Source organism: Mucilaginibacter roseus (assembly GCF_021215455.1).
GTDB classification, from domain to species: Bacteria; Bacteroidota; Bacteroidia; order Sphingobacteriales; family Sphingobacteriaceae; genus Mucilaginibacter; species Mucilaginibacter roseus.
This window is the reverse complement of sequence record NZ_JAJPWV010000002.1, coordinates 415,552-441,399: the sequence shown is the minus strand read 5'-3', so window position 1 is coordinate 441,399 and position 25,848 is coordinate 415,552. Positions and strand designations below refer to the sequence as shown.

21 protein-coding genes are annotated in these 25,848 nt (G+C 45.9%); 12 read left to right on the top strand and 9 right to left on the bottom strand.

Annotation, left to right across the window (positions count from 1 at the left end; translation table 11 throughout):
- Positions 1-3 precede the first annotated feature (3 nt).
- Together argH and LT679_RS06760 are read right to left on the bottom strand one after the other, a co-directional pair.
- Positions 4-1,338, bottom strand: a complete 1,335-nt coding sequence (gene argH / locus LT679_RS06765) for an argininosuccinate lyase (protein ID WP_232176699.1) — start codon at positions 1,336-1,338, stop codon at positions 4-6.
- A 244-nt stretch (positions 1,339-1,582) separates the two neighbouring features.
- On the bottom strand, positions 1,583-2,899 hold the full coding sequence (locus LT679_RS06760) for a flavin monoamine oxidase family protein (protein WP_232176698.1): 1,317 nt from the start codon (positions 2,897-2,899) through the stop codon (positions 1,583-1,585).
- Positions 2,900-2,991: 92 nt separating this feature from the next.
- On the opposite strand from LT679_RS06760, the gene LT679_RS06755 reads away from it, so the two are divergent.
- A complete protein-coding gene (locus LT679_RS06755) occupies positions 2,992-3,726 on the top strand; it encodes a DNA-formamidopyrimidine glycosylase family protein (protein ID WP_232176697.1) in 735 nt (244 codons plus the stop codon).
- Between the two features lie 3 nt (positions 3,727-3,729).
- On the opposite strand, the gene LT679_RS06750 is transcribed toward LT679_RS06755, so the two are convergent.
- A complete protein-coding gene (locus tag LT679_RS06750) occupies positions 3,730-5,046 on the bottom strand; it encodes a serine hydrolase domain-containing protein (protein WP_232176696.1) in 1,317 nt (438 codons plus the stop codon).
- Positions 5,047-5,218: 172 nt separating this feature from the next.
- Here LT679_RS06750 and LT679_RS06745 point away from each other — a divergent pair, with 172 nt between their 5' ends.
- Together LT679_RS06745 and LT679_RS06740 are read left to right on the top strand one after the other, a co-directional pair.
- Positions 5,219-7,804 carry an FtsK/SpoIIIE family DNA translocase gene (locus LT679_RS06745; protein ID WP_232176695.1) on the top strand — a complete coding sequence of 862 codons (2,586 nt, stop codon included), beginning with the start codon at positions 5,219-5,221 and terminating at the stop codon, positions 7,802-7,804.
- Positions 7,805-7,988: 184 nt separating this feature from the next.
- Positions 7,989-8,336 (top strand): hypothetical protein, encoded by a 348-nt coding sequence (locus LT679_RS06740; RefSeq protein ID WP_232176694.1) that lies wholly within the window; start codon positions 7,989-7,991, stop codon positions 8,334-8,336.
- Here the strand turns inward: LT679_RS06740 and LT679_RS06735 are convergent.
- Entirely contained in the window at positions 8,333-9,250 is a 918-nt protein-coding gene (locus LT679_RS06735) for a DUF72 domain-containing protein (RefSeq protein ID WP_232176693.1), read from the bottom strand. The two genes, LT679_RS06740 and LT679_RS06735, sit on opposite strands and share 4 nt — an antisense overlap.
- A 16-nt stretch (positions 9,251-9,266) precedes the next feature.
- The gene (locus tag LT679_RS06730; RefSeq protein WP_232176692.1) at positions 9,267-9,671 is read right to left on the bottom strand and encodes an EVE domain-containing protein; all 405 of its coding nucleotides are present in this window, start codon (positions 9,669-9,671) and stop codon (positions 9,267-9,269) included.
- Between the two features lie 63 nt (positions 9,672-9,734).
- Between LT679_RS06730 and LT679_RS06725 the strand changes: the two genes are divergently transcribed.
- Complete coding sequence (locus tag LT679_RS06725; RefSeq protein ID WP_232176691.1) at positions 9,735-10,478, top strand: leucine-rich repeat domain-containing protein; 744 nt, start codon at positions 9,735-9,737, stop codon at positions 10,476-10,478.
- A gap of 5 nt (positions 10,479-10,483) precedes the next feature.
- On the opposite strand, the gene holA is transcribed toward LT679_RS06725, so the two are convergent.
- Entirely contained in the window at positions 10,484-11,506 is a 1,023-nt protein-coding gene (holA, locus tag LT679_RS06720; RefSeq protein ID WP_232176690.1) for a DNA polymerase III subunit delta, read from the bottom strand.
- Between the two features lie 119 nt (positions 11,507-11,625).
- Here holA and LT679_RS06715 point away from each other — a divergent pair, with 119 nt between their 5' ends.
- Positions 11,626-12,084 (top strand): type I restriction enzyme HsdR N-terminal domain-containing protein, encoded by a 459-nt coding sequence (locus tag LT679_RS06715; RefSeq protein ID WP_232176689.1) that lies wholly within the window; start codon positions 11,626-11,628, stop codon positions 12,082-12,084.
- On the opposite strand, the gene LT679_RS06710 is transcribed toward LT679_RS06715, so the two are convergent.
- Together LT679_RS06710 and LT679_RS06705 are read right to left on the bottom strand one after the other, a co-directional pair.
- The gene (locus tag LT679_RS06710; RefSeq protein ID WP_232176688.1) at positions 12,081-13,880 is read right to left on the bottom strand and encodes an ATP-binding protein; all 1,800 of its coding nucleotides are present in this window, start codon (positions 13,878-13,880) and stop codon (positions 12,081-12,083) included. The genes LT679_RS06715 and LT679_RS06710 overlap by 4 nt on opposite strands.
- 69 nt (positions 13,881-13,949) lie before the next feature.
- Complete coding sequence (locus tag LT679_RS06705; protein ID WP_232176687.1) at positions 13,950-16,700, bottom strand: valine--tRNA ligase; 2,751 nt, start codon at positions 16,698-16,700, stop codon at positions 13,950-13,952.
- 348 nt (positions 16,701-17,048) lie between these two features.
- Between LT679_RS06705 and LT679_RS06700 the strand changes: the two genes are divergently transcribed.
- From LT679_RS06700 to LT679_RS06670, 7 genes are all read left to right on the top strand, one after another.
- Positions 17,049-19,094: a M13 family metallopeptidase gene (locus LT679_RS06700; protein ID WP_232176686.1), complete on the top strand. Its 2,046-nt coding sequence runs from the start codon at positions 17,049-17,051 to the stop codon at positions 19,092-19,094.
- A 139-nt stretch (positions 19,095-19,233) separates the two neighbouring features.
- Complete coding sequence (locus LT679_RS06695) at positions 19,234-20,574, top strand: MBL fold metallo-hydrolase (RefSeq protein ID WP_232176685.1); 1,341 nt, start codon at positions 19,234-19,236, stop codon at positions 20,572-20,574.
- Positions 20,575-20,611: 37 nt separating this feature from the next.
- Complete coding sequence (mnmD, locus tag LT679_RS06690) at positions 20,612-21,295, top strand: tRNA (5-methylaminomethyl-2-thiouridine)(34)-methyltransferase MnmD (protein ID WP_232176684.1); 684 nt, start codon at positions 20,612-20,614, stop codon at positions 21,293-21,295.
- Between the two features lie 141 nt (positions 21,296-21,436).
- Entirely contained in the window at positions 21,437-22,240 is an 804-nt protein-coding gene (gene mazG / locus LT679_RS06685; RefSeq protein ID WP_232176683.1) for a nucleoside triphosphate pyrophosphohydrolase, read from the top strand.
- A 66-nt stretch (positions 22,241-22,306) separates the two neighbouring features.
- Positions 22,307-22,759: a hypothetical protein gene (locus LT679_RS06680; RefSeq protein ID WP_232176682.1), complete on the top strand. Its 453-nt coding sequence runs from the start codon at positions 22,307-22,309 to the stop codon at positions 22,757-22,759.
- A 76-nt stretch (positions 22,760-22,835) separates the two neighbouring features.
- The gene (locus tag LT679_RS06675; RefSeq protein WP_232176681.1) at positions 22,836-23,387 is read left to right on the top strand and encodes an RNA polymerase sigma factor; all 552 of its coding nucleotides are present in this window, start codon (positions 22,836-22,838) and stop codon (positions 23,385-23,387) included.
- Positions 23,384-24,790, top strand: coding sequence for a hypothetical protein (locus LT679_RS06670; RefSeq protein ID WP_232176680.1), 1,407 nt, complete (start codon positions 23,384-23,386; stop codon positions 24,788-24,790). Before LT679_RS06675 ends, LT679_RS06670 begins: the two co-directional genes overlap by 4 nt.
- A 146-nt stretch (positions 24,791-24,936) precedes the next feature.
- Here the strand turns inward: LT679_RS06670 and LT679_RS06665 are convergent, their stop codons facing one another.
- A complete protein-coding gene (locus LT679_RS06665; protein ID WP_232176679.1) occupies positions 24,937-25,833 on the bottom strand; it encodes a diacylglycerol/lipid kinase family protein in 897 nt (298 codons plus the stop codon).
- Positions 25,834-25,848 lie beyond the last annotated feature (15 nt).

Below are 25,848 nucleotides of genomic sequence, written 5' to 3'. Positions count from 1 at the left end.
TAATTATTCAACCAATTTGTTTACAGCCTGTTCAACTTTATCAAATTTAAAATTCGATAGTAATTCATTGAACGCCGCGCTGATGTGCTCGTTACCTGGGTTGCCAATGCTGCCCTCATGGGTATGGTTCACGGTTTTTTCGGGGTTAAAGTTGCCTTGCTCAATAGCTAAGCCCACTTGCTTATAAGCATCGCGGAATGGTACACCATCAAGCACCTGTTTGTTCACCTCTTCAACGCTAAACAGGTAAGCATATTTAGGGTCGTCCAGAATATTGGTTTTTACCTCGATGTTTTGCAGCATAAAAGTGGCCATGTGCAAGCAATTCTTTAGCTCGGTAAACGCCGGGAACAATAGCTCTTTTAACAGTTGGAGTTCGCGGTGATAGCCTGATGGCAGGTTCGTGGTCATCATGGCCACATCATTGGGCAGGGCTTGCAGGCGGTTACATTTACCGCGCATAATTTCCCACACATCCGGATTCTTTTTGTGTGGCATGATGCTGCTGCCGGTGGTCAGGTTTTCCGGGTAACTTACAAAGGCGAAGTTTTGGCTCAGGTACAGGCATTGGTCCATAGCCATTTTAGCCAGTGTTGCCGCTACGGATGATAGCGCCTGCGCGATGATACGTTCGGTTTTGCCGCGTCCCATCTGCGCGTAAACCACGTTGTAATTTAAACTTTCAAAGCCCAGCAACTGCGTTGTAAGTGTACGGTTAAGTGGGAACGATGAACCATAACCCGCCGCCGAACCTAATGGGTTTTTGTTAGTGATTTTATAAGCTGCCAGCACCAGCTCCAGGTCATCGGCCAAACTTTCGGCATAAGCGCCAAACCACAGGCCGAATGATGATGGCATGGCCACCTGTAAGTGGGTATAACCAGGCAGCAATACATCCTTATGTTTTTCGCTTAGTTTAATTAATTGCTTAAACAGGTTCTCTGTTTCAACAACCACCTGCTGTAACTCATGGCGAAAAAACAGTTTCAGGTCAACCAGTACTTGGTCGTTACGTGAGCGGCCACTGTGAATTTTTTTGCCGGCCTCGCCAATGCGGCGGGTAAGCATCAACTCTACTTGCGAGTGTACGTCCTCCACGTTATCTTCAATAACAAAGTCGCCGTCAGCAATTTCTTTGTAAATGTTTTTTAGTTCGGCCTGTACTAACTCAAGATCCTCGGTGCTCATCAGGTTGATGCTTTGCAGCATACGCGTATGCGCCAGCGAGCCAAGCACATCAAACGCGGCCATCTGGCGGTCAAACTCGCGGTCGCGGCCCACGGTAAAATCTTCTACTAACTGGTTAACGTTGGTTGTTTTTTGCCAAAGTTTGCTCATGCTGCAAATATGGTAATTTATAGGGAATGTGCACCCCTCCTAAATCCTCCCCAAAGGGGAGGACTTTAAAAATCCTTTGTTAAATGATGTTTTAGTAGTGAAAATCAGAGTTTGATGCAGATTTAGAGGGTGGTGAGGCAATTAGCGGCAGATTTACCCTCGTAATAACCCCTCCTAAATCCCCCCCCCATAGGAGAGGGCTTTAAAAAGGTCGCAATCGAAGCTTTAAAAAAACTCCCTCTCCTCAGGAGAGGGCCGGGGTGAGGTGTATTCGCTCCGCCACGTTTTTCCCGCTGCTCAACGCAGCCTCAACGGTGCCCATTGCAGCGCCTTCATATAAGTATTCACCGCAAAAGTACAGGGTATCCTCAATTGGTTGATATAATACCTCGCGTGCCTTATCGCTGCCCACCATATCATAAGCGTAGGAGCCAAGCGTAAACGGGTCAGCGGTCCAGTTGGCAATGTTCCAGGCTATGAGTTTGTTCTTTAGCACTTCGGGCGCAATTTTAAATATATGGCTTAATGATGCTAAGGCCTGTTGCAGCATATCCTCATTACTCACATCCTTTTTATCAAACGCTTGCGGGCCGCCCAGCCAGCCGGTAAGTACAGGTGTTGCTTTGGGGGCCTGTGTCCACCACGTAGGTATGACTTCGTTACTCAGCAAAAAGCCCATATCTTTCAGATCGGCGCCAGCCAAACGTGCCACCTGCTCGCTATGCCAAAAGGCTTCATCAAACTCAAGCAATATTTTAATGATAGCACCGAAACCTATATTTTGTGTGGCTTTTAAATGGCCGGGAATATCCGGGCTAAACTTAACAGAACTGGATGCTGAGGTTGGCGCCTTTAAAACACCAAGCGGTAGGGCGATAATCGCTTTGGTTGCCGAATATTCATTGCCGTCGGCAGAAACAGCTGTAACATTACCCGCATGCCACCTTAATTCCTTGATAATGGTATTTAACACAATGCTGTTGCCTGCCAGCTTGCAAGTATCTACCAGGTACTTTACCATACGGCAATAACCCGGCGTAACGCGGTACTGGTCGTCCTCTTCATTGGTCCACTCGTTGCCCAGGGCTTTGGCGCTGGCCAGGGCAGGGTCGGCAGTATCATAACCCGAAACAAAGCGTATGGCGCTTTTACGCAGATCGGCATAATGCTCATCAGCAAAATGCTTGTTCAGAAAGTCGAGCAGGGGCATGTCCTCATTAAGCTCGTTAAGCTTATCCAGCATATTGTCCCAACCTTCGGTTATTTCATCGTTTTGAGAGAAACGCCCGTTATCATATTGCCACATTTCAAACCCGGCTTGCTGGTATTTTAATCCGGCCTCATCCAGCAACTGTAAGGTAACGGGCAGGTTGCCATGCACAAATTCGGCACCGAGCTCGGCCTGCTGAAAAAACAATTCATTGTAAATGGTATGAATACGTCCGCCCGTACGGTTGCGCGCCTCAAGCACGGTAACAGTTTTACCCGCCTTAGTTAATTGATAAGCCGCCATTAAACCTGAGGCACCGGCGCCGATAATCAGTACGTCTGTTTTTTTCATGAGTGAGGGAGATAAGACAAATAAACAAAACCTCGGGGTCAACAACAATCCAACAGGCCGCGGGTTGTTATAAATGATAAATTATTTTACAAATGCCTGAAGGCCCTACTATCATCATCGCAAAAAACAACCTGCAAAAATTTAAAGGTAAAAGGGTGATGGCGGCGCAAGGTTACACCCCGGCTTTTGAACCCGCCATGCTCGAGGGTAAAGTACTTACGGACATTAAAAGCTGGGGCAAACACCTGTTGTTATGTTTTGGCAAGCTAACCGTTCGTGTGCATTTTATGCTTTTTGGCTCCTATAAAATTGATGAGCGTGGAAAAAATAACGCCGTTTTACAACTGGAGTTTACTAACGGAATACTATATTTTTATGTAGCCAAACTACTGTTGATCGAGGAAGACCTTGACAATATTTATGATTGGCAGGCCGACATCATGAATGATGAATTCAATACCAAAAAAGCCATTGAAAAAATAAAGGCTGCACCTAACTACATGATCTGCGATGTATTGATGGATCAGCAGATATTCTCCGGCGTAGGCAACATCATTAAAAATGAGGCGCTGTTCCGCTCCAAGGTACATCCCGAAAGTATCGCCGGTTCCATCCCCGCTCCAAAATTAAAGCAACTGATCAGTCAAACAGTTGCTTATACCTTTGATTTTTTGGAACAAAAACAAGCCGGAACCCTGAGCCGTAACTGGCAGGCCTATGAGCAGGGAGAATGCCCCCGCAACCATGTGCCCTTCAAAAAGCAGGAACTGGGTAAAACCAAACGCTGGTGCTACTACTGCAACAAATGCCAAAAGTTATATAAGTAACTTTTATTCCTTTTTAAATATGGTGCCCCTGCCACCTTGTTCAATATTCAGTTCGCCTTTTTCGGTATTAAAGGTGATTACGATGCCTGCGGGGTCGAAGCTGAATTTATTCGGGCCGATAGGTTCCAACGGAAAATCACTTTGTCCGGTTGCCTGCGCGGTAAGCACAGCGTCCTTTTTTGCCACGGTGATTTTCACGGCAGCCTGTGTTATGCCGTAAACACCGGTGTATTTTGTCAGGTCGGCATCGCTGAGTTTAATGTTGCTGAATACGGGTAGCTGGTAAGCTTGCCCGAAGTGAATTTTTAAAACTGCCAAAAGCATGTTATCAACAGAAAACGTTCCGCCGTTACTGCAAATAGCTACTGCAAGCTTTTCATCCGGAAAATAAGCCAGGGCTGAATTGAATGCATCAATACTACCGTTATGGCCAAAGGCTGTTTTGCCATCAAAGCGATAAGCAAACATGCCCGAGCCGAAGTTGCCGTTAAGTGTTTTCATCACATTCAGGCTGTTGTCGCTAACCAGTTTGCCATTAAATAATCCTTCAATAAAACGCGCCAGATCGGCTGGTGTAGAAACAATAGCGCCTGCGCCGCCAGGCACGCTCATATCGGTAACGGTTTCCGGTGGCCATCCGTTGCGGTATTTAAAAGATTGCGCTTCTCCTTTTTTAGGGTTGATGGCACCGCCTGCATATGTTTTTGTAAGGCCAAGTTTATTAACTATACGTTCCTTTATCAGTTGCGCATAAGTTTTGCCGGTAACTTTTTGCGCTATAAAACCCAGCAGCACGTAATTGGTGTTGCTGTAAGCCGATTTTGTATCCGGCTCAAACGCTTTCGGTAGTTTTTCAAACCGGGCAATTTGCTGCTGCTCTGTTTGCGGCTGAGTAAAGTAGGTAGCGTAGGTACTATCATTAGTAAAATTGAAAAGCCCGCTGCGGTGCTTTAACATCAGGCCGATGGTTATTTTATCAGCCTCGGGTATTTTAGGGTACCACTTTGATAATGGATCACTCAACCGGAGTTTACCTTCGTCGATCAACTGAAAAATCAAAGTCGCCGTAAACATTTTGCTGATGGAGCCAACGCGGTATTTGGTATTTACCGTAGCCGGTGCGCCTGTTGCAGCTATGCCTGTGGCTTTCTGGTAAATAATTTTGCCGTTTTGTGAGATGGCCACGCTCGCTATTCTGCGGTTGTTTGCCGCCAGTACATCAAGCAGGCTATCGAGCTTTAATTTATTGAAGGTATTTTGCGCAAACGCGTTTGCTGATAATAGAATGAGTAATGTTAAGGCGGAGATTGTTTTTTTCATTGTGATGAGTTTCGGTATTGAGACTACATGGCCGCGAGATAAGTTACAGCTTGTTTGGTAAAAGTTTCAGCGTGAATTTATTATCGTTTTTCTAACAAATTTTAAAAACTGCCGCCAAATAAGTTGTTAACTAATTAACTTTATATTTGAAGATTATTATAGGATATTGCAGATGCCGCCAAGAGTAAATCAGTTTAAAACAAATACTATAAGGGACGAAAATAAGCCCCGCACCGCAGGTGGTAAGCCCGAAAAAAGCAAGATATTCAAGGTAAAACCCGAAGTTTTGCCTTCTTTTGATTTAAAGGACGGCCGCCTGGTAAAAGTGATCGGCTTGTTCCTGCTTATACTTTCGCTATTCTTTTTAACGGCCTTTACCTCATACCTCTTTACCTGGCAGGAGGATCAGAGCTACGTATCAAAAGCCAATGGCGGCTGGGACAACCTCTTTAAAACCACGCAGGAACTCGCCCTGAAAAATATTGACCCGGTGGTTGATAACTGGCTGGGTAAATTTGGAGCCTTGCTGGCCAACCAGTTTATTTTTGAATGGTTTGGCGTAGCGTCGTTCCTGTTTGTTTTTGTGTTTTTTGTGATGGGGTACCGCATGCTGTTCAAGGTGCGCTTGTTCTCTACAAGTAAAATGCTGGCCTATACTTTATTTTGTATCGTATTTTTGTCAATAGCGTTCGGCTTTTTTCATTCGTTCATCAGGGATACCCCGCATTACCTGGAAGGGCAGTTCGGTTTTTGGAGCAACCGCTTATTGGAAGCGCAGATAGGGCAGACCGGCGTTTTGGGGATATTGGTATTTGCCGCGTTAACCGTACTGATAATTGCTTATAACCTCGATTTTAAGTTACCGGAGCGCAAGCAAAAGGTGAAGCCGGAGGCTGTGCCGGATGTAGTGCCCGAACCGGTAGATTTGATAGACGAAGAACCATCAGCGCCGGTGGAATGGCCACGCGCTAATAACCACGGAACGCTGCGGGATAAACTGGCGGCTAATGTGCCAAAAACTGAGCCGGTAAGACCCCAGCCGGTAGTGCAGGAAGTACCTGTTTTCCACGAAACGGTAGTACTTACGCCTGACCCGGTAGTGAACGAGCGCATAATACATGAGCCGGAGGAAGAAGAGGAGATACCTTTAACTGTTGAAACAGAACGCCCTACGGCTGTATTGAACATTGAGAAAAGCGACTCGGACAAAGCGAATGACCTGGTTGAGCAGTTCGGTACATTCGACCCAACGCTCGACCTCGCTAGCTATAAATATCCACCGCTGGAGTTGTTGGAAAACTACGGTACCAACAAAATAGCTGTTAATGCCGAGGAGCTCGAAGCCAATAAAAATAAGATCGTTGAAACACTTAATCATTATAATATCGAGATAGATAAGATAAAGGCGACCATTGGCCCAACAGTTACACTGTACGAGATTATCCCGGCGCCGGGTGTGCGTATCTCCAAGATCAAGAACCTGGAGGACGATATCGCCCTGAGCCTCGCCGCCCTGGGCATCCGCATCATTGCGCCGATGCCGGGCAAGGGTACTATTGGTATTGAGGTGCCTAACCAGCACCCGGAAATGGTATCTATGCGTTCGGTACTGGCTACTGAGAAGTTTCAGAATACCACCATGGATCTGCCTATTGCATTGGGTAAAACTATCTCTAACGAAGTATTTATTGCCGATTTGGCCAAGATGCCTCACTTACTGGTGGCGGGTGCTACCGGTCAGGGTAAGTCGGTTGGTATCAATGCTATATTAGTATCGTTACTGTATAAGCGCCATCCGGCGGAGTTGAAATTCGTATTGGTCGACCCGAAAAAGGTGGAGTTAACGCTGTTCCGTAAAATAGAGCGCCACTTTTTGGCCAAATTGCCTGATGAGGCGGACGCAATCATTACTGATACTAAAAAGGTGATTAATACGCTGAACTCGCTATGTATCGAGATGGATCAGCGTTATGACTTACTAAAGGATGCGCAAGTGCGTAACCTGAAGGAGTACAATGCCAAGTTCATCAACCGTAAAATACCTAACCCGGAGAAACACCGTTTCCTACCATTCATTGTACTCATAGTCGACGAGTTTGCCGATCTGATGATGACCGCCGGTAAAGAGGTGGAGATGCCGATTGCCCGTTTGGCGCAGCTGGCTCGTGCGGTGGGTATTCACCTGGTTATTGCTACGCAAAGGCCATCGGTTAATATTATTACCGGTACCATTAAGGCCAACTTCCCGGCCAGGCTGGCGTTCAGGGTACTCTCGAAAATCGATTCACGTACTATCCTGGATGCAGGCGGCGCTGATCAGTTGATCGGTCGTGGTGATATGCTACTGTCAACAGGAAGTGATCTGATCCGCTTACAGTGCGCCTTTGTGGATACGCCGGAGGTAGAAAAGATATCATCATACATCGGTGATCAGAGGGGTTATCCAACAGCGCACATGCTGCCTGAATATGTAGGGGATGGCGACGACAACAGCGGGCCAAAAGATTTTGATCCGGACGACCGCGATCCGATGTTTGAGGATGCCGCCCGCCTGATCGTGCTGCATCAGCAAGGTTCAACCTCACTGATACAGCGTAAGCTTAAACTGGGCTACAACCGTGCAGGCCGTATTATTGACCAACTGGAAGCCGCAGGCATTGTTGGCCCGTTTGAAGGCAGTAAGGCACGCGATGTGTTGTACCCGGATGAATATAGTTTAGAGCGCCATTTGGAGGCATTGTCGGGTAAAGGGGAGTAACCCCACCCCAACCCTCTCGAAGGGAGGGCTTTAGATACTAAGCCTCGTAATGAGGTACTTTTCAAAGTCCTCCCCCTTGGGGAGGATTAGGAGGGGTTTTACGAGGAAAAATCTACCGCCATGCTATGAATGCGGGCAGATTCCTTGCTATCACTCGCAATGAAAAAACATAATTAAAAACATCATGTTACTATTCGCCATCATACTCGCACTAACCTTCATCAGTGGCTTATTCCTGCCCTGGTGGGTTGCCGTGCCGATAGCATTGCTGGTAGCTTACTTTGTCAAAACGAGCGGCAGCGCGTTCTGGTCCGGGTTTGCAGGGGTGGGACTGGCCTGGCTGGCATTCGCCTTGCTTAAAACATTGCCTAACGATAATATTTTAGCTACCCGCATGGCTACCCTGTTCCACCTGCCGCACTGGCTGTATTTACTGTTGGTGACGGTAGTTATTGGTGGCTTGCTGGGTGGATTTGCCGCGCTTACAGGCAGATTGGTGCGCAGGGCGGTTGAACGCCCTCAATCAGCTTAATCAAATAATCCCTTGTCTTTGCCGATAAATTTGGGCCGCATCAGGTTCAATCCCAATTTTTTGTTGAATTGGTCGGATACATAATCGCTCAGCTCGGGCGAGTAGCGTTCATCATGCTGGTGCATAAAAAACCATACGGATTGCAGCCCCTTATCGGCCCACTGCTTAATACGGTCTATCCACTCGTCAACCCGCAGATAGTCGGTACGGTCGAGGCTGTTACCCACAAAGCGGATAAAGGCGTGCGGCGTAGGCAGGTGCATGTGCACACAATCGCGCCGGCCGCTGGCATCGGTTATTACCGCGCCTATATTGAGTTCCTTAAACAAGTTAAAAATCTTTTCGGCATTCTCAGGTACGGCGAACCAATCCTTATGCCGAAGCTCCACAAACACCGGCACATCAGTGGGCAGGTGTTCCAAATATGCCTTTAATTCGGGGAAGCTCTTGGGTGTAAAGTTATCGCTCAATTGCAAAAACAGCGGGCCGAGTTTATCGCCAAAGGCGGTTATGCCCTCGTAAAAGCTGGTTGTAATTTCTTCGGCATTCTTTAACCGGCGGATATGGCTGATGCTTTGCGAAAACTTAGGGCAAAACCTGAAATCAGGGTTAATAACCGCCTTATCACGCCATTTGGCAATGGTTTCGGCACCGTAAACCTGGTAAAAGGTGGCGTTAAGTTCAATGCAGTCGAAGTGCTTAACGTATTCATCCAAAAAGTTGGCATCCTTGGTTTTGGGCGGATATATTTTGCCTACCCATTCCTTACGGCCCCATTTGGCACAACCTACGTGTACCTGCAAATCGCCTTTGCGATTTGAGGCCGCTAAGGTGTCAATAGTGATCGGCGGATCTTCTTTCAGTTTAAAGTTTACTTCGGGAAGCGCTTCAGGAGTTACACGGCCAAATTCCATAGGTGTAGGTTTTATATTAGCTGCCTAATTCAACAATACGGTCAAACTCCTCGGGTTTGAGCGACATAACCGACAAGCGGCCCTGGCGTATCAACCCAATATCTTTCAGGCGTTCGTCGGCCTTGATCTGCTCCAGGGTAACCGGTTTCTTCAGCGCCTCAACCGGCGACAGGTCAACCACCACCCAGTTGGCATCATCAGTTGTAGGGTCCTGGTAAAACTCCTTAACCACCTTGGCAATGCCCACAACCTCCTTACCCTCGTTGCTATGGTAAAACATCACCAGATCACCCTCTTGCATACCTTTCAGGTTGTTACGCGCCTGGTAATTGCGCACGCCATCCCAAAAGGTACGGCCATCCTCATTGAATTTTTCCCAGCTATATTTAAACGGTTCGGATTTTACTAACCAGTAGTTCATGTGTAATTCAAAGTTATCTATATTCGGCAAAAGTATAGTAAAACACTTACTTGAAAAAGAGATATGTTAACAGATAAACAAATAGAACTGGGCGTATGGGCTTTTAAAAGCTCATTATGGCAAACATTGAATATTGATGACATAGCTATATACGATACAGAATGGCTTTCAATTTCGACATCAAGGTTGAATAACGAAATACGTTCACTAAGCCCGTCCAGAATGAAGGAATTACGAAATGCCTGGAAAATGACGTTGCCAAAATTGTTTAATGTAAAATATTTATTCGTGGAGCATCAAATAGATCAGGAATTTTTCGAATCTATTTGTAAAATGCCCAACCTGGAAGGCCTCTATATAAAATGGAGTAGGATTACTGATCTATCACCTATCGATAACCTGTTTAAGCTAAAGCATCTTCATCTTGGGTCAACGCCCGGATTACTTAAACTTAATGGTTTAAATAAATTGAACTTTTTGCAATCATTGGAGCTTGAAAATACAAAGGGCATCACGGATTATTCCGTTTTAGGCAAATTGGTTTGGCTTGAAAGTTTAGTTATAACAGGTAGTGTTAACAGTCCACGTGTTAAAATGGATACGTTAGACTTTCTAACAACACTTACAAAGCTTAAAGTTTTGGTTCTCTATGTATCTCTCAAAAGTAATTCTATTGAACCTATGTTGATGTTAAATAACCTTGTAAAGCTTTATTTATCAGATAATTTGTACAGAGGTCAAGATAGTAATATTATGCTTGGCTTTTTCCCTAATCTTACTTTTAGTAATTTAGGCAAAAGAGCTTGATCTTTTCAATGCAAAATCTTAAACATCAACTCCCGCATTAACTCACCCGGGGGCAAATTTGATTCTACGCCTTTGCTTTTGAGGTCGTACTCGCGCAGCAGGCCGATGATCTGCATGGTTTTGGCAAAATTGTAATTGCGGGCGGCTTGCTCGTAATCCTTTACAAAATAGGGGTTCACGCCCATTTCTTTGGCCAGGTTTTGCGGGGTTTTATCCTTTACGTAATGGTAAACCAGCACCTTGCTAAAGTAGTTGTTCAGGTTGCCAAACAGCAGCACAATAGGGTTGGCCTTGGGGTTGGCCTCAAAGTAGTTGATGATCTGGTTGGTTTTCAGCACATCTTTTTTACCAAGCGCAGCCTGTAATTCAAATACATTATACTCCTTGCTGATGCCGATGTTATCCTGAATATGTTTTAGCGTAATTTCTTCGCCCCGCGGCACGTTCAGCATCAGCTTTTCCAGCTCGTTGGCAATTTTGGACAGGTCGTTACCCAAGTATTCGGCCAGCATATTGGTAGCCTGCTGATTAGCGCGGTAGCCTTTCTCCTGTACAAAACCCTCTATCCAGCCGGGTATCTTATTGTCATACAAACTGGCGGACTCAAATACCAGCCCGTTCTTGTCTATTGCCTTATAGGTTTTTTTGCGCTTATCAAACTTGCTGTACTTGTAGCAAAACACCAGTATGGTGCTCGGCAGCGGGTTTTCAAGGTAGGCCAGCAGCGGGTTAATATGCTTTTTGTCGTCATCATCCTTACCCCACTTCATTTCCTGCGCCTCTTTTACCAGTACCACCTGGTGGTCGGCCATCATGGGGTAACGCTTGGCGGCGTTAAGCACGGTCATGATGTCGGTATCCTTGCCGTATAGTACGGTTTGGTTAAAGCCGCGTTCAGCGGCGGGCAGCGCGTTGTGCTCAATATAGTTGCTAATCAGGTCGATATAATAAGGCTCCTCGCCATGCAGCAGGTACAGGGGCTTGAACTTTCGATTTTTAAGGTCCTTTAAAATATCAGTAGCAGTCATATCGTAGCGTCAAAATTAAGCATTACAAATGGCAAAGCCGAGGCTGCTACGTCGGCATTTTAAATAACTTTAAAGGTTTTTGTACCTTGCGGCGCTAAATTTTTGTGTGTACCTGATATATGAGTTTGCTGCAACCGCTGGCCCTGCCGCCATACCCATTTAAAATTACCGAAGCTAACGGGCAGCTTACCCTGTTTGATGAGTTGCGCAAGAAGCACATCATCATAACGCCCGAGGAGTGGGTGCGGCAGCATTTTGTACAATACCTCATCAACCAAAAGCAATACCCAAAAGCTTTGATGCGGTTAGAAGGTGGCCTTAAACTGAATGGCATGAGCCGCCGTACTGATATTGTGGTGTTTAACCGCGACGGAGCGCGCATTTTAATGGTGGAATGCAAAGCACCGTCGGTAGCAATTGATCAGAAAGTGTTTGACCAGATTGCGCGTTATAATATGGCACACAAGGTAAGCTTGCTGGCGGTTACTAATGGTTTAAACCACTATTATTGCACGGTGGATCATGAGGCAGGGAGCTACCGGTTCATCCCCGATCTGCCGGGGTTTAATGAGCTTTAGCTGGCTACTGATACCAGGTTCTGCATCTTTTCAAACAGGTCTTCCGGCTTAAATGGTTTTGATACGTAGTTGTTCATGCCCGACGCATATACCTGCTCCTGTATATCAAACAAGGCCGATGCGGTAAGGGCTATAATAGGAGTGCCTGATTTTTTAGGGTCAGCAAGTTTGCGTATTTCGCGCGCTGCCTCAAAGCCGTCCATAACGGGCATTTGCAAATCCATCAGCACGATATCGAAATTACCATATTGTAATTTCTGTACGGCCAGCGCGCCGTTCTCGGCAATGGTGGGTACAATCTTCCATTTGGAGAGCAGCTTTTTCATCAGCATTACGTTCACCATGTTATCCTCGGCTATTAAAACTTGCAGGTGGCTGAGGTCGTTAGCGTCGGGCACCGGGTTAGGCGTTTCCACCGGCTCGGCTACCTCGGTTGATACGTCAAACTGCATCTGGAAAGAGAACTCCGAACCTACACCCGGTTTACTGTTAACGTTTAATTGCAAGCCCTGCAGTTCCAACAATCGCTTCACAATGGCCAGACCCAGGCCTGTGCCGCCGTACTGGCGCGTAACCGTAATATTTTCCTGCGCGAAGGGTTCAAATATCGCTTCGAGATTGTTTGGAGCGATGCCTATACCGGTATCCTTTACCGAAAACAGTACGGTGCTGGTATTATGCCTGTCCTCAATACAAGTGGCGCGTACCCAAACGTTTCCCTGTTGAGTAAACTTAATGGCATTGCTTACCAGGTTAAAAATAATCTGGGTGATGCGGGTTGGGTCGCCAAAAAACACTTTGTTGCGTAGGCGGCTATCAATATCCAACTTAAAGAGCAAGCCTTTTTCTTCGGCCTTGAGGGTAAAGCCGCCGCAAATGTTATTAAGCAGCTCGGGTAAATTGATGCGTATGCTTTCAAACGATACCTTACCCGATTCTATCTTATTAAAATCAAGTACATCGTTCACGATGGAGAGCAGGTTGGATGCAGAAAATTTAAGGATATCCAGATTCTCTTTCTGATCCTGCCGCGGCTGGTTCATGAGGAGCAGGTTCGTCATGCCGATAACCGCATTTAGCGGCGTGCGTATCTCATGCGACATGGTCGACAAAAACTCCGACTTGGCGTGTGACGACTTTTCAGCCTTGTGCATGGCCATTTCCAATTTATTATTAAGCTGGCTTTGCTCATCACCCACGTTTCTGAGTTGACGCATGCTCATAACGAAGGCATGGTAAAAATGGCTGATGAGGTATATGGTAAGCAAAAAGTTGGCGAACACGCAGATGATCACCGTTGATTGCTCAATTTTTTCGGGCTTAAAGTTGATGATGTAACTTGTTTCGTATTGCAGTACAAAAAAGCTGAGTACAGGCAACAGGTTGGCCAGCGAATAAAATATACCCCACTTATGGCCCAGCATGTAAAAGGAGAACAGCACGATCAGGGTGACGATCTGTACGGTGATCATGTTCACATCCTGCAGGGTAATAAAAACGTTTTCGAGGTTGATAAGCGTGCCTATGATCAGCATACCGTGCGATATGGTAGCCCAATCCGGCTTATAGGTAAGGTACTTAAACATACCTGCCACACTAATAAGCAATACGGTTGATGAAATAACGATGGCCGGCTGGCTTCTATAATTAACGCTGGCCAGCAATAGCAACATGGACACCATCACGAATATGAGGCCGTAATAAAGTAACTTAATACGTGCCTGATCGAGCAGGGATTGCTCGTTGTGCAAAATTCGTTTCAGCGAAAAATTTAAAAAACCGGGCCGGTTGCTCATGGATACTATGCGTTCAAAAAAATCGGAGACGGATGGGGTAAACCCGTCTCCGATTAATTATATATGCAATTAGTTAGCCAAAGCTGCAAGGCTTGCCTCTACCACGGCCAGCTTGGCCTCGGCATCGGCCTTTTTGCGCTGCTCGTTTTCAACGATTTCGGGCTTGGCGTTGGCGACAAATTTTTCATTACTTAGCTTGGCATTTACGGATTTAAGGAAACCTGTAAGATATACCTTATCATCTTCAAGACGTTTCTTTTCGGTTTCAACATCAATATTTAACTCAAGCGGTACAAAAAATTCGTCGGTGTAGGCCATAAAGGCTACCGCGCCGTTAACCTTGGCATCAACAAAACTGAACTCGCTAACGTTGGCAAGCTTTTGGATTACGCCGATGTAATGGCTGTAGTCAATACCTGAGTTTATTTTTCCTGAAAGTTGTAAACTTTCTTTGGGTGATAGCTGATTTTTGCTTCGCACATTTCGTACTTGCCCTATAATTGATATTACTACATCAATGTCACTAATCAGCTGTGTATTTACTTCCCCATTTGCAGGCATTTGCGCCACAATGCAGCAATCTTTTTCCCCACGTTCGCCAAACAATTTATCATGCCACAACTCCTCGGTGATGAACGGCATAAACGGATGCAGCAATTTCAAAATATCTTCAAAATAGCTGATGGTAACATTATACGTATGGCGGTCAATAGGTTTTTGATAGGCTGGCTTTATCATTTCCAGGTACCACGCGCAGAAATCATCCCAAACCAGTTTATAGGTGCTCATCAACGCTTCTGACAGGCGGTATTGCCCAAAATTATCTTCAATTTCAACCAGGGCCTGGTTAAAGCGGCTTTTAAACCACTCAATGGCAATGTTGTTAGGGCATTCCAGGCTATCATCAACTTCCCAGCCTTTAACTAACAAAAAGGCATTCCATATTTTGTTGCCAAAGCTGCTGCCCCATTTGCAATGCTCCTCGTCGAACATCAAATCGTTACCGGCAGGTGATGAGCGCAGCATGCCTATACGCACGCCGTCGGCACCGTATTTCTCAATAAGGTCCAATGGGTCGGGCGAGTTGCCTAATGATTTGGACATTTTGCGGCCCAACTTATCGCGCACAATACCGGTAAGGTATACGTTGCGGAACGGCACTTCCTGGCGCCATTCCAAACCCGCCATAATCATCCGTGCTACCCAAAAGAATAAAATCTCGGGTGCGGTTACCAGATCATTGGTAGGGTAGTAGTAGTTTATTTCCTCGTTACCAGGCTCGGCAATACCGTTGAATACCGATATTGGCCATAACCACGACGAGAACCAGGTATCAACCACATCGTCTTCCTGGCGCAGTTCGGTATAGGTTAAGCCTGCCTTTTCAAATTCAGCTTTTGCTTCCTCTTCGGTTTTGGCAACCACCCATTCATTCTTCTCATTGTACCAGGCCGGTATGCGTTGGCCCCACCAAAGCTGGCGACTGATGTTCCAGTCTTTCACGTTCTCCATCCAGTGGCGGTAGGTGTTGATAAACTTTTCGGGAATCAGCTTTACTTCACCATTCACTACCACATCAAGCGCTGATTTGGCCATCTCGCTCATTTTGCAGAACCACTGCATAGATAGCTTGGGTTCGATAACGGCGTCGGTACGTTCCGAAAAACCTATCTGCGATTTATAATCTTCTGTTTTAGCTAATGATCCGGCTTCTTCAAGCATCACCGCTATCTTTTTACGGGCGGCAAAGCGGTCTATACCAACCAATATCTGCGCGCTTTCGTTCAGCGTACCGTCGTTATTTAAAATATCAATAACCTGCAGGTTGTGTTTCTGGCCAAGCTGGTAGTCATTCAAATCGTGCGCCGGGGTAACCTTTAAGCAACCGGTACCAAACTCCATATCCACATACTCATCCAGTATAACCGGTATCTCGCGGTTAATAAGCGGTATTAACACCTTTTTGCCATGCAGGTGCGTGTAACGCTCATCATTCGGGTTGATGCAAATCGCGCTATCCGCCATAATGGTTTCAGGGCGGGTGGTGGCGATGGTTAAGTAGTCTTTAGAGTCCGTAAGTACGGGAGTCGGTAAGTCCGGAAGTAGCTCGTCTTGAACCGCAAGTACTTCTTGCTTTTCATCATCACCAATTACAACCTGCGGCTTTTCATCTTCGTGACTTTCGGTCTTTCCGTCTTTCTGACTTTCGGACCCAACTACTTTGTAGTTGATGTAATAAAGTTTCTGATTTACCTCTTTGCGGATAACTTCCTCGTCACTAACGGCGGTTTTGCCTTGAGGGTCCCAGTTAACCATACGTACACCGCGGTATATCCAGCCTTTTTTGTACAGATTGATAAAAGTATCAATAACGGCCTCGCTCATGTGCGGGTCCATGGTAAAGGCGGTGCGGTCCCAATCGCATGATGCGCCCAGTTTTTTAAGCTGCTCGAGTATGATGCCGCCGTATTTTTCTTTCCACTCCCAGGCGTATTTTAAAAATTCGTCGCGGGTGAGGTCTTTTTTGCTGATGCCTTTATCTTTGAGCATGGCCACCACCTTAGCCTCGGTGGCAATGCTGGCGTGGTCAGTACCCGGTACCCAGCAGGCGTTTTTGCCTTTCATGCGGGCGCGGCGTATCAGCACATCCTGAATGGTATTGTTAAGCATGTGGCCCATGTGCAGCACACCGGTAACGTTTGGCGGCGGTATTACAATAGTGTAAGGCTCGCGTTCGTCGGGTACCGATTTAAAAAACTGCTGCTGCAACCAGTAGCTATACCATTTATCTTCAAATTCCTGTGGCTGATATTTACTCATAGTGCGCAAAAATAATAATCCTTCGGTTATTGTCATTTGTTTTTAGTCAATAGTCTATGGACCATAGTCCATAGTTGCTGATAGATATTATTCAAACGACTTTCAAAGCACCATGGTCTATGGTCCATTGACTATGGACTAACACCCGCACAATATTTTTACAATTACGCAGTTATATACAATACATAAGTTTTGATTAACATGAAAGCACTGTCGTTCAACAGGTTTGTACACGAGATGTTAAAAAAGTCAGGGCTTGAGTTCCTGATCAACTGGTTTAACCGGTAACCGCAATTGCATAATTAAATAGCATTTGCATAACTTTAATTTCACAACAACTGACCACAGATGAAATTAAAGTACCTGAGTTTAGCACTCCCTGCATTGCTATGCGCTTCCTCTGCCACGTTTGCCCAAAGCGGCGGCAATAATCAGCCTCAAAAATTTATTGATACCGACAATATGGACACCGCCGTTAAACCCGGTGATGACTTTTTTGAATATGCCAACGGCGGCTGGGTAAAACGTAACGAAATACCCGCCAAGCAAACCCGCTGGGGCAGCTTTATTATGCTGAGGCAGGAGAGTACAGATAACATGATCAGCATACTGGATGAGGTAAGCAAGCAAAGTAATCATCCAAAGGGTAGCGTAAAACAACGCACCGGCGATTTATATGCCAGCGCAATGGACAGCATCGCTATTGAAAGGAAAGGGTACACGCCTATAAAAACTGACCTGAAACGTATTGATAAAATTGCCTCTGTACAGGGTGTTATTAACGAACTGGTTTTTCAGCGTGTTAATGGTTTGGGTAGTCCGCTATTTGGTTTTGGTGTAGGGCAGGATTCAAAAAATCCAACTAAATACATTGTAAGCCTTGGCCAGGGCGGAACTACGTTGCCTGATCGTGATTATTACCTGAAGAACGACGCCCGTAGCCAGAAAATTCAGGAAGCATATAAAAAATATATTGTTGAACTTTTCAGTTTAACCGGTGTTGCCGCTGATGCCGCGGAAAAAAACGCCGAATCTATCTGGCAAATAGAAAAAACTCTGGCCAATGCCCAGCTAACCCGCGTAGCCATGCGCGACCCGAACGCTACCTATAACAAGTTTACGGTTGCCGATTTTAGTAAAACTACACCTAACTTAAATTGGGTTGCCTTGCTGCCAAAGCTGAAAACCCCGGGACAGGATTCTATGCTGGTATCAAACCCGGCATTTATGAAGACGGTTGATTCATTACTGACCGCCACCCCGATTGCGGACATAAAGGTGTACCTGAAATGGAACGTGCTTAAAGGCGCGGCAGGATCATTAAGCTCGCCGTTTGTAAAGGCAAACTTTGAGTTTAACAAGGTGCTTAGTGGCCAAAAGGTACAGGCGCCGCGTAGCGAGCGCATGTCTGCTTTGGTTGATGGCAGCCTGGGTGAGTTGTTAGGTCAACTTTACGTAGATAAGTATTTCCCGGCTGCGGCAAAACAGTATATGGAAAAGCTGGTGAACAACCTGAAAGTGGCCTACGCCGAGCACATTAAAAACCTGGATTGGATGAGCGACGAAACCAAGGCGCGCGCCCTTAAAAAGCTGAATGCCTTTACGGTTAAAATAGGTTATCCGGATAAATGGCAAACTTATGATGGCCTGAACATCAACCGTAATGATTATGCCGGTAACTTGCGCAATATTTCAATATGGCGATATAACTATATGGTGACACGCCTGGGTAAACCGGTTGACAAAACCCGCTGGGGGATGACACCGCCGACCGTAAACGCTTACTACAACTCGGTAAATAATGAGATCGTTTTCCCGGCAGGTATCCTCCGCTTTCCATTCTTTGATTTTAAGGCTGATGATGCCATTAACTACGGTGGCATTGGCGCGGTTATCGGGCACGAGATCACTCACGGATTTGACGACCAGGGCCGTAAGTATGATGCCGACGGCACTCTGCGCGACTGGTGGACTGCCGCCGATGCCGACAAATTCAAGCAACGCAGCGATAAGGTGGTGGAGCAATACAATGCCCTTACCGTGTTAGATACCATGCACGTAAACGGTCGCCTTACCCTTGGCGAAAACCTTGCTGATTTGGGCGGACTAAGCATCGCTTATGATGCGTGGAAGAAAACCAAGCAGGGCCAAAGCGGCGAAAAGATTGACGGTTTTACGCCCGATCAGCGTTTCTTCCTGTCGTGGGCGCAAGTATGGCGCAGCAAGCAGTTGGCTGAAACCGCCGCGCAGCGCATCCTTACGGACCCACACTCTCCGGAGGAGCATCGTACCAACGCGCCGTTAACCAACATTGATGCCTGGTACAAGGCTTTCAACGTTCAACCCGGCGACAAGATGTATAAAAAGCCTGAAGACAGAGCTAAAATTTGGTAATGTTAAAATTGTATCAAAGTAGCCCGGCAATATATATGTTGCCGGGCTTTTTGTTTTACGCTATTGCTTTGTAAAACTTAATTGTACTATTGATAGTAATATGTTTTATTATACGGCAAAACCTATCTTTGCGCCGACTATGTTCATCAATCAATTTTATGACAAGGGCCTGGCCCACGCCTCGTATGGCATTATTCGCGCCGGTAAAATGGTGGTTATTGATCCTGCCCGCAACCCGCAGCAGTATTATGACCTTGCCGCGCTGCATGAAGCCGAAATAGTAGGAGTAATAGAAACCCACCTGCATGCCGACTTTGTAAGCTCGCATTTGGAGATACACCAAACTACCGGGGCCACCGTGTACATCAGCAAACATGCGGGTGCCGAATACCCGCACCAAACCTTTGATGATGGCGATGTGATCGATCTGGCGGATATCAAACTGAAGGCCATCAATACCCCCGGGCACTCGCCTGATTCTATTTGTGTTTTGGTAGAGGATGAGAACGGAAAAGATACCGCAATATTTACCGGCGATACGCTTTTTGTAGGCGACGTTGGCCGCCCTGATCTGCGCGAGAGTGCAGGCAACATCACCGCTAAAAAGGAAGAGCTGGCACGCCAGATGTACTATACCACGCGCCATAAATTGATGACGCTGCCTAAGGACGTTACCGTTTACCCGGCACACGGTCCCGGCTCGTTATGCGGTAAAAATATGAGTGCTGATTTGCAGAGTACCATCGGCCGCGAAGTGCGTGAAAATTATGCCTTGCAGCGCATGGAAGAAGATGATTTTGTGAAGCTGTTAATTGCCGATCAGCCCTTTGTACCTAAATACTTTGGTTACGATGTGGAAACTAACAAGACCGGCGCACCTGCATTTAAGCCGGGTATTGAAGCCATTAAAATAGTTGATAGTATCAACGCTCAAAAAGATGCACTGATAATAGATACCCGCCCGGCCGAACACTTTAAGCAAGGCCATTTACCCGGTGCCATCAACTTACAGGATGGCGAGAAATTTGAAACGTGGCTGGGCTCCATAGTGGGCCCCGACGAACAATTTTATCTGATTGCCGCCAGTGAACATTGCATCAACGAAGCCATTGCCAAAGCGGCTAAAATAGGGTACGAAAAAAATATCATAGCCGCCACAACTCAATTAAACGGCGAACTTGCACAGGATGCGGACTTTACCGATGATTTGGTGGCCAATCAAAACAACTACACCATAATAGATGTGCGCAACACCGCCGAAACCGCAAAAGGCAAAGTGTTTGCGAACGCCGTAGCTATCCCTTTACCCGAGTTGCGCGAACGTGTAAACGAGATACCAACCGGCAAACCCATTGTAGTGCATTGCGCTGCGGGCTACCGCTCGGCCGCGGCAAGCAGCATTATTGAGGCAGTTGTAACTAATGTACCGGTGTTCGATTACGGGGAGCGGATAAAAGAGGCAATGGTAGCTGGTTCATAGTTCATGGCATCTCTGAAATTACTATGATCTTTCAACGATGAATCAAGAACTTCAAATAGTTACCACTGCCGATGGTTCCAAAACCATCTATAACCCTGCCGTGGGCGAGAATTACCACTCCAAACATGGCGCTTTGCAGGAGAGTCAGCATGTTTTTCTGAACTCCGGGTTGCGGTATTGTTTGGCGGGCGGAGATGGTAAAGAGGTATCTATACTTGAGGTTGGTTTTGGTACGGGGTTGAACTTTTTACTCAGTGCAGATTTCTGCTTTGCGCAGCAAATTCAACTTAATTACACAGGCATTGAGGCTTATCCACTTACACAGGAGATGCTTGAGCAAACCGGCTATAACGCCTATTGCTCGCCACAATTATGGCAACAGTTTACAGCCGCTTACACCAATGCCTTAAAAGCTGAAGCTCAATTGAATGAATATTGTAACCTCAGAATAGCGCATACCAAGCTACTGGAATTTACATCGGCCAGGCAGTTTGATGTGATCTACTTTGATGCCTTCGCCGCAATTCATCAACCCGAAATGTGGGATGAAACCGCAATTGCCCATACCCTGCAATTTTTAAAACCAGGCGGCGTATTTGTTACCTACGCCATTACCGGTAATTTAAAACGCAGCATTAAAGCCCTCGGTTTAAAGGTTGAAAAAGCGCCCGGAGCACCGGGTAAAAGGGAAATGCTGAGAGCGGTGAAGGAGAAAATCTAAAAACCTAAACGCTAATTTATTAATCCTAAACTCTAAAATTTAAATTCGAAATTGAACATCCGAAATTCGAAATAAAAACAATTCCGCTATTACCACTCCGAACTCCGAAATAACCTCTACCTTTGCTCAAAACACAGCATTATGCCTTTAAATCCGCCTGTTACCGGTGCTACGCCGGCCGTTGCTTTTGAACGACTGCTAAAAATTATGGATGATTTGCGCGAAAATTGTCCGTGGGATAAAAAGCAGACCATCGAGAGCATCAGGCACCTTACCATTGAGGAAACCTATGAACTTTCGGACGCCATATTAAGCGGCGATTTACAGGAGGTGAAAAAGGAACTTGGGGATATTATGCTGCACCTGGTTTTTTATTCGCGCATCGCATCAGAAACCAATGATTTTAATATTACCGACGTACTTAACGGCATTAGCGATAAGCTGATTAACCGTCATCCGCATATTTATGGCGATATAGAAGCCGAGGATGAAGCCGCCGTTAAGCGCAACTGGGAGCAGATCAAACTAAAAGAAGGCAATAAATCAGTGTTAGGGGGCGTACCCTCATCTTTACCGGCGCTGGTAAAGGCGTCGCGCATACAGGAGAAAGCCCGCGGCGTGGGTTTTGACTGGGAAGATAAAAGCCAGGTGTGGGAAAAGGTTGAAGAAGAAATGCGTGAGTTTAAGCAGGAGTTTAACCCGGAAGATCACCGCGACTTCGACCATGAAAAAGCAGAGGGAGAATTTGGCGACCTGTTATTCTCATTAATCAACTACGCCCGGTTCATCAATATTAACCCTGAAGACGCGTTAGAAAAAACCAACCGTAAATTCATCAAACGTTTTCAATACCTCGAAACCAAAGCCAACGAGCAGGGTAAGAAACTGCATGACATGACCCTGGCCGAAATGGATGTTTTTTGGAACGAGGCGAAAAAGTTGTAAAGTTTTTTTCGGCCCTTTGTATCGTTTTACTTTAAGCTGCCGTAATGGTATAAAAGCTTAAGAAAAATGAAAAGAAAACTGACTAATGTGATGGCCGTAGGCGCCTTGTTGATTGGCGTATTAAGCACTGGTTGTTTAAAAAACAACAATGATGATGTAACCCCGTTAGCTGAACTTACAGGTAACTTTAAAGGTTCATATTACATCCTAAAAAGAAAAACCAATGGTACCGGTTTTGATACTGCAAAGAAAATACCGGTAACCCTGCGTTTAAAAGCCGATAGTGGTTACACTTTGCGTACCGACAGCGTTAAAGTTCACGCTAACAGCAATGGTAACTTCGCTTATGATTACTCATACATCAGGTTTACCGACAAAACGTACTCTGATACATCAAAAAGAAGCCATTTGGTTGGTACTTACGCGTATTACTACAGCGGCACTAAATTTCAGGTAGCACGTGGTTCAAACCCGGATACTACCCGTTGGATTTATGATTTTAACAAAACGGCTAATTAAGAGCTGATTAATTGTGTCATTAATTACCTTTACCTTCCCCCAAAGGGAATACACAAATAATCCGTCTAAACAGTTAATGCATCTAACCAAAGGCATTGCTGAGAGTGAGCTCATCAGTCAATGTAAAAAAGGCAGCCTGAAATACCAGGAGTTGCTGTATAAGCAATTCTATGGCTATGCTATGGGTGTTAGTTTGAGGTACAGCATTAACCGAGATGACGCGTTGGAGGTAGTTAATGACGCATTTATAAAAGTTTTTAACGCCATACATACTTATAACGATGATAAGCCATTTAAGGCCTGGCTGCGCACGGTAGTTGTCAACACGGCAATTGACCAACGGCGCAAAGGCCTAAAATTTATGGTCAATACTGATATTGATGAGGCACCGCCCATCGGTCAGGGTGCTACGGTGATAGGTAAAATGAATGCGCAGGACATATTGAACCTGCTCAATCTATTGCCCGAGATACAAAGCACCATTTTTAATTTGTATGAGATTGATGGTTATAACCATGACGAAATCAGCAAGATGTTAGATATACCGGTTAGCTCATCGCGAGTATACCTGAGCAGGGCAAAAGAGAAGCTGAGAAATATTTTAAGTAAGGAGGAGCCAAACTTATGAAAGAAGAGTTTGAGGACGACTTAAAAAGGCGCATCAGTGAGGTATTCGATCAATATGACGATGCCGGCGCTGACGAAGGCTGGATGCTGCTGAGGCAGCAGTTTCCGGCGCCTGCAAATAAGCGCGGCGTTACGAGGTTGTGGTGGATCTCTGCCGCCGCGGTTATTTTGCTGTGTTTAGGTATAGGGTTATGGTTACGGTTTGATAAGGCCGATGAATCGGACGCAATTGCGCTTAACAAGCCGGTTAAACCTAAAACCGGTAAGCCCCAAACGGCAGAGCGCATTGAGGCGGAGCCGGTTAAAAAAGGTAGCGAAGTACCACAAACCACAACCGGCAAGGTCAATCAAAATAACAACAATACTAACATTGCCGGTGGTTTTACACCTGGCGAACCGGTATTGGCAATGAGCCAACGGGCAATAAACAATAAACAAGCTGTAACTGCGTATAAGCGCGGAGCTACTGAAAACAACCTTGTGGCCGATGGCCCCATGGAATCAACTGTTAATAGGGGGAAAAAAGACAGTGTGATCAGTACTCCGCGTTCGCAGGCGGCTGTGGAGCAGTATGCTTCAGCAACCGTTCCGGCCCAAAAACCGGCTACAACGGCTGATGTAGTCAAACCGCCGTTTGTTAAACAGCCCGACGAAGCTAACCAAAAACCGATAGACCGCTTATTTGCCCGCGATTATGCAAACAATACGCAGAAAAAGCAGGATCAGAAAGACGATAAACTGGTGAATTTTGGCGTGTACGCTGCAACTTATGTTAACTACGCCAAGGGCAGCGATAACCGGGTGAATGTAGGCGCTGGTGTATCGTCTGATTTCAGGATATCAAAAAACCTGAAGCTGTCCACAGGGGTTTCTATCGCGCAAAACTCATTTAATTATAATGTAAGCAGCCCGGCCGAGCTGCCTGCAGTAGCGGCAGATGCATCTATGGTTGCCAATTCGTTAAGAGCCGCTGATGAAAAAGGCTTTAATACCTCGATAGCGCCGCCTGCCTTGCAGAACTATAATGCCAGTTTAGTGGGTTTAGATGTTCCGCTGAATTTAAAGTTCGAATTCGATCCGGATAAAAATGATACTTACATATCGGCAGGTGTTAGCTCGGGCACTTTCCTCAACCAGAGCTATAATTACCGGTACAGCTATTCATCTATCACCAGGGATGATAACCGAGTGGTTAACGAAAAAATAGAGCAGGGCTTCGGTAACTTTTATTTTGCCCGCACGCTTAACGTAGCTTTCGGTGTAGGTTATCCGCTGGGTAAAAGTAACCGCTTGGTTATTGAGCCTTTTGTTAAATATCCGCTGGACGGTTTAGGCGCGCAACAGATAAAATTTGGCGCCGGTGGTATAAACCTCAAGCTGAATTTTCAGGCACGTAAAAAATAATATATCTACATAAAAAAAGCAGAAGGAGCGGCGCTTTCAGCGGGCTTTTTCTGCTTTTTTATTTATCAGATAGGGTTAAGGCTTCATGCACCTAAAGCTATAAATCAATTTTGAGATACGCCATACCTACTTTTAGGTATCATAACCTACGGTACTAAAAACTGCAGGTTTCCCGGCTGCACTTCAAGCTTAACTTTTGCGGGTTGTGTGTAATCAATCAGCTCATCATCGGCATGCAGATCAGTGCCCATCCAGGTAAGAGTAAAACTATTGCCTGTGTAAGTTTCAAAAGTGAAGGCCGGGCAATCGTTACCATCAATAAGGTGCTGCAGGTAGTCGGCAAACTGGCGGCGCTGTTTTTCAGGCAATAGCACCAGCTCAAGCATACCGTCGCCCGGCGAGGCTTGCGGAGCAAGCTTCAGGTTCGGGCCTATCGAGCAGATGTTCATCACCTCAACCAGCAGGTAACACCCGCTAATTGTTTCGTTGCCCGTGGTAATTATACATTCGCGCCCTTCGTAGTTCAGTACAATATCGCGCAGCACTTCCTGCGCTTTCTTTATTTCTTTCTCCGGGGTGTCGAGTTTCGTTTTGTCCACCAGTTTCATTTCACGCATCAGTTGCGGGAAAATACCGTAGCCAAATCCTTCTAAAAACAACACACGCTCTGCCAGTCCGCTAACGTAGGTTACGTCAAACGGCGCGTTGTTTTTGTTATGCCAGGAGTGGATGATATCCTGAACTTCGCCTTCAATCTTTAAGGTTTTCGCGATGTTGTTTGCCGTGCCAAAGGGTAAAAGGCCGATGAGGTGCGGTGCTTGCACGTCCTCTTTTAATATAGCTTTGGCCGCTTTACGTACAGTACCGTCGCCACCCACTATGGCAATCATCTCGGTATCATTGGTGATCTGTTCCCAGCCGTCTTCCTTAATAGATGAATAATCACATTCAAAATCTTCATCAGCAAAAAGCGCTAACAGGTTTTCTTTTGAATGCGCTTTATCACCCGCGCGGGGGTTATGCAATAATTTAACTTTCGGCATTTGTACGTGGTTTAA

Bases quoted from the DNA above. Each gene is read 5' to 3' on its own strand.
- argH (WP_232176699.1), bottom strand. From the start codon at position 1,338: ATGAGCAAACTTTGGCAAAAAACAACCAACGTTAACCAGTTAGTAGAA.
- LT679_RS06760 (WP_232176698.1), bottom strand. From the start codon at position 2,899: ATGAAAAAAACAGACGTACTGATTATCGGCGCCGGTGCCTCAGGTTTA.
- LT679_RS06755 (WP_232176697.1), top strand. From the start codon at position 2,992: ATGCCTGAAGGCCCTACTATCATCATCGCAAAAAACAACCTGCAAAAA.
- LT679_RS06750 (WP_232176696.1), bottom strand. From the start codon at position 5,046: ATGAAAAAAACAATCTCCGCCTTAACATTACTCATTCTATTATCAGCA.
- LT679_RS06745 (WP_232176695.1), top strand. From the start codon at position 5,219: ATGCCGCCAAGAGTAAATCAGTTTAAAACAAATACTATAAGGGACGAA.
- LT679_RS06740 (WP_232176694.1), top strand. From the start codon at position 7,989: ATGTTACTATTCGCCATCATACTCGCACTAACCTTCATCAGTGGCTTA.
- LT679_RS06735 (WP_232176693.1), bottom strand. From the start codon at position 9,250: ATGGAATTTGGCCGTGTAACTCCTGAAGCGCTTCCCGAAGTAAACTTT.
- LT679_RS06730 (WP_232176692.1), bottom strand. From the start codon at position 9,671: ATGAACTACTGGTTAGTAAAATCCGAACCGTTTAAATATAGCTGGGAA.
- LT679_RS06725 (WP_232176691.1), top strand. From the start codon at position 9,735: ATGTTAACAGATAAACAAATAGAACTGGGCGTATGGGCTTTTAAAAGC.
- holA (WP_232176690.1), bottom strand. From the start codon at position 11,506: ATGACTGCTACTGATATTTTAAAGGACCTTAAAAATCGAAAGTTCAAG.
- LT679_RS06715 (WP_232176689.1), top strand. From the start codon at position 11,626: ATGAGTTTGCTGCAACCGCTGGCCCTGCCGCCATACCCATTTAAAATT.
- LT679_RS06710 (WP_232176688.1), bottom strand. From the start codon at position 13,880: ATGAGCAACCGGCCCGGTTTTTTAAATTTTTCGCTGAAACGAATTTTG.
- LT679_RS06705 (WP_232176687.1), bottom strand. From the start codon at position 16,700: ATGAGTAAATATCAGCCACAGGAATTTGAAGATAAATGGTATAGCTAC.
- LT679_RS06700 (WP_232176686.1), top strand. From the start codon at position 17,049: ATGAAATTAAAGTACCTGAGTTTAGCACTCCCTGCATTGCTATGCGCT.
- LT679_RS06695 (WP_232176685.1), top strand. From the start codon at position 19,234: ATGTTCATCAATCAATTTTATGACAAGGGCCTGGCCCACGCCTCGTAT.
- mnmD (WP_232176684.1), top strand. From the start codon at position 20,612: ATGAATCAAGAACTTCAAATAGTTACCACTGCCGATGGTTCCAAAACC.
- mazG (WP_232176683.1), top strand. From the start codon at position 21,437: ATGCCTTTAAATCCGCCTGTTACCGGTGCTACGCCGGCCGTTGCTTTT.
- LT679_RS06680 (WP_232176682.1), top strand. From the start codon at position 22,307: ATGAAAAGAAAACTGACTAATGTGATGGCCGTAGGCGCCTTGTTGATT.
- LT679_RS06675 (WP_232176681.1), top strand. From the start codon at position 22,836: ATGCATCTAACCAAAGGCATTGCTGAGAGTGAGCTCATCAGTCAATGT.
- LT679_RS06670 (WP_232176680.1), top strand. From the start codon at position 23,384: ATGAAAGAAGAGTTTGAGGACGACTTAAAAAGGCGCATCAGTGAGGTA.
- LT679_RS06665 (WP_232176679.1), bottom strand. From the start codon at position 25,833: ATGCCGAAAGTTAAATTATTGCATAACCCCCGCGCGGGTGATAAAGCG.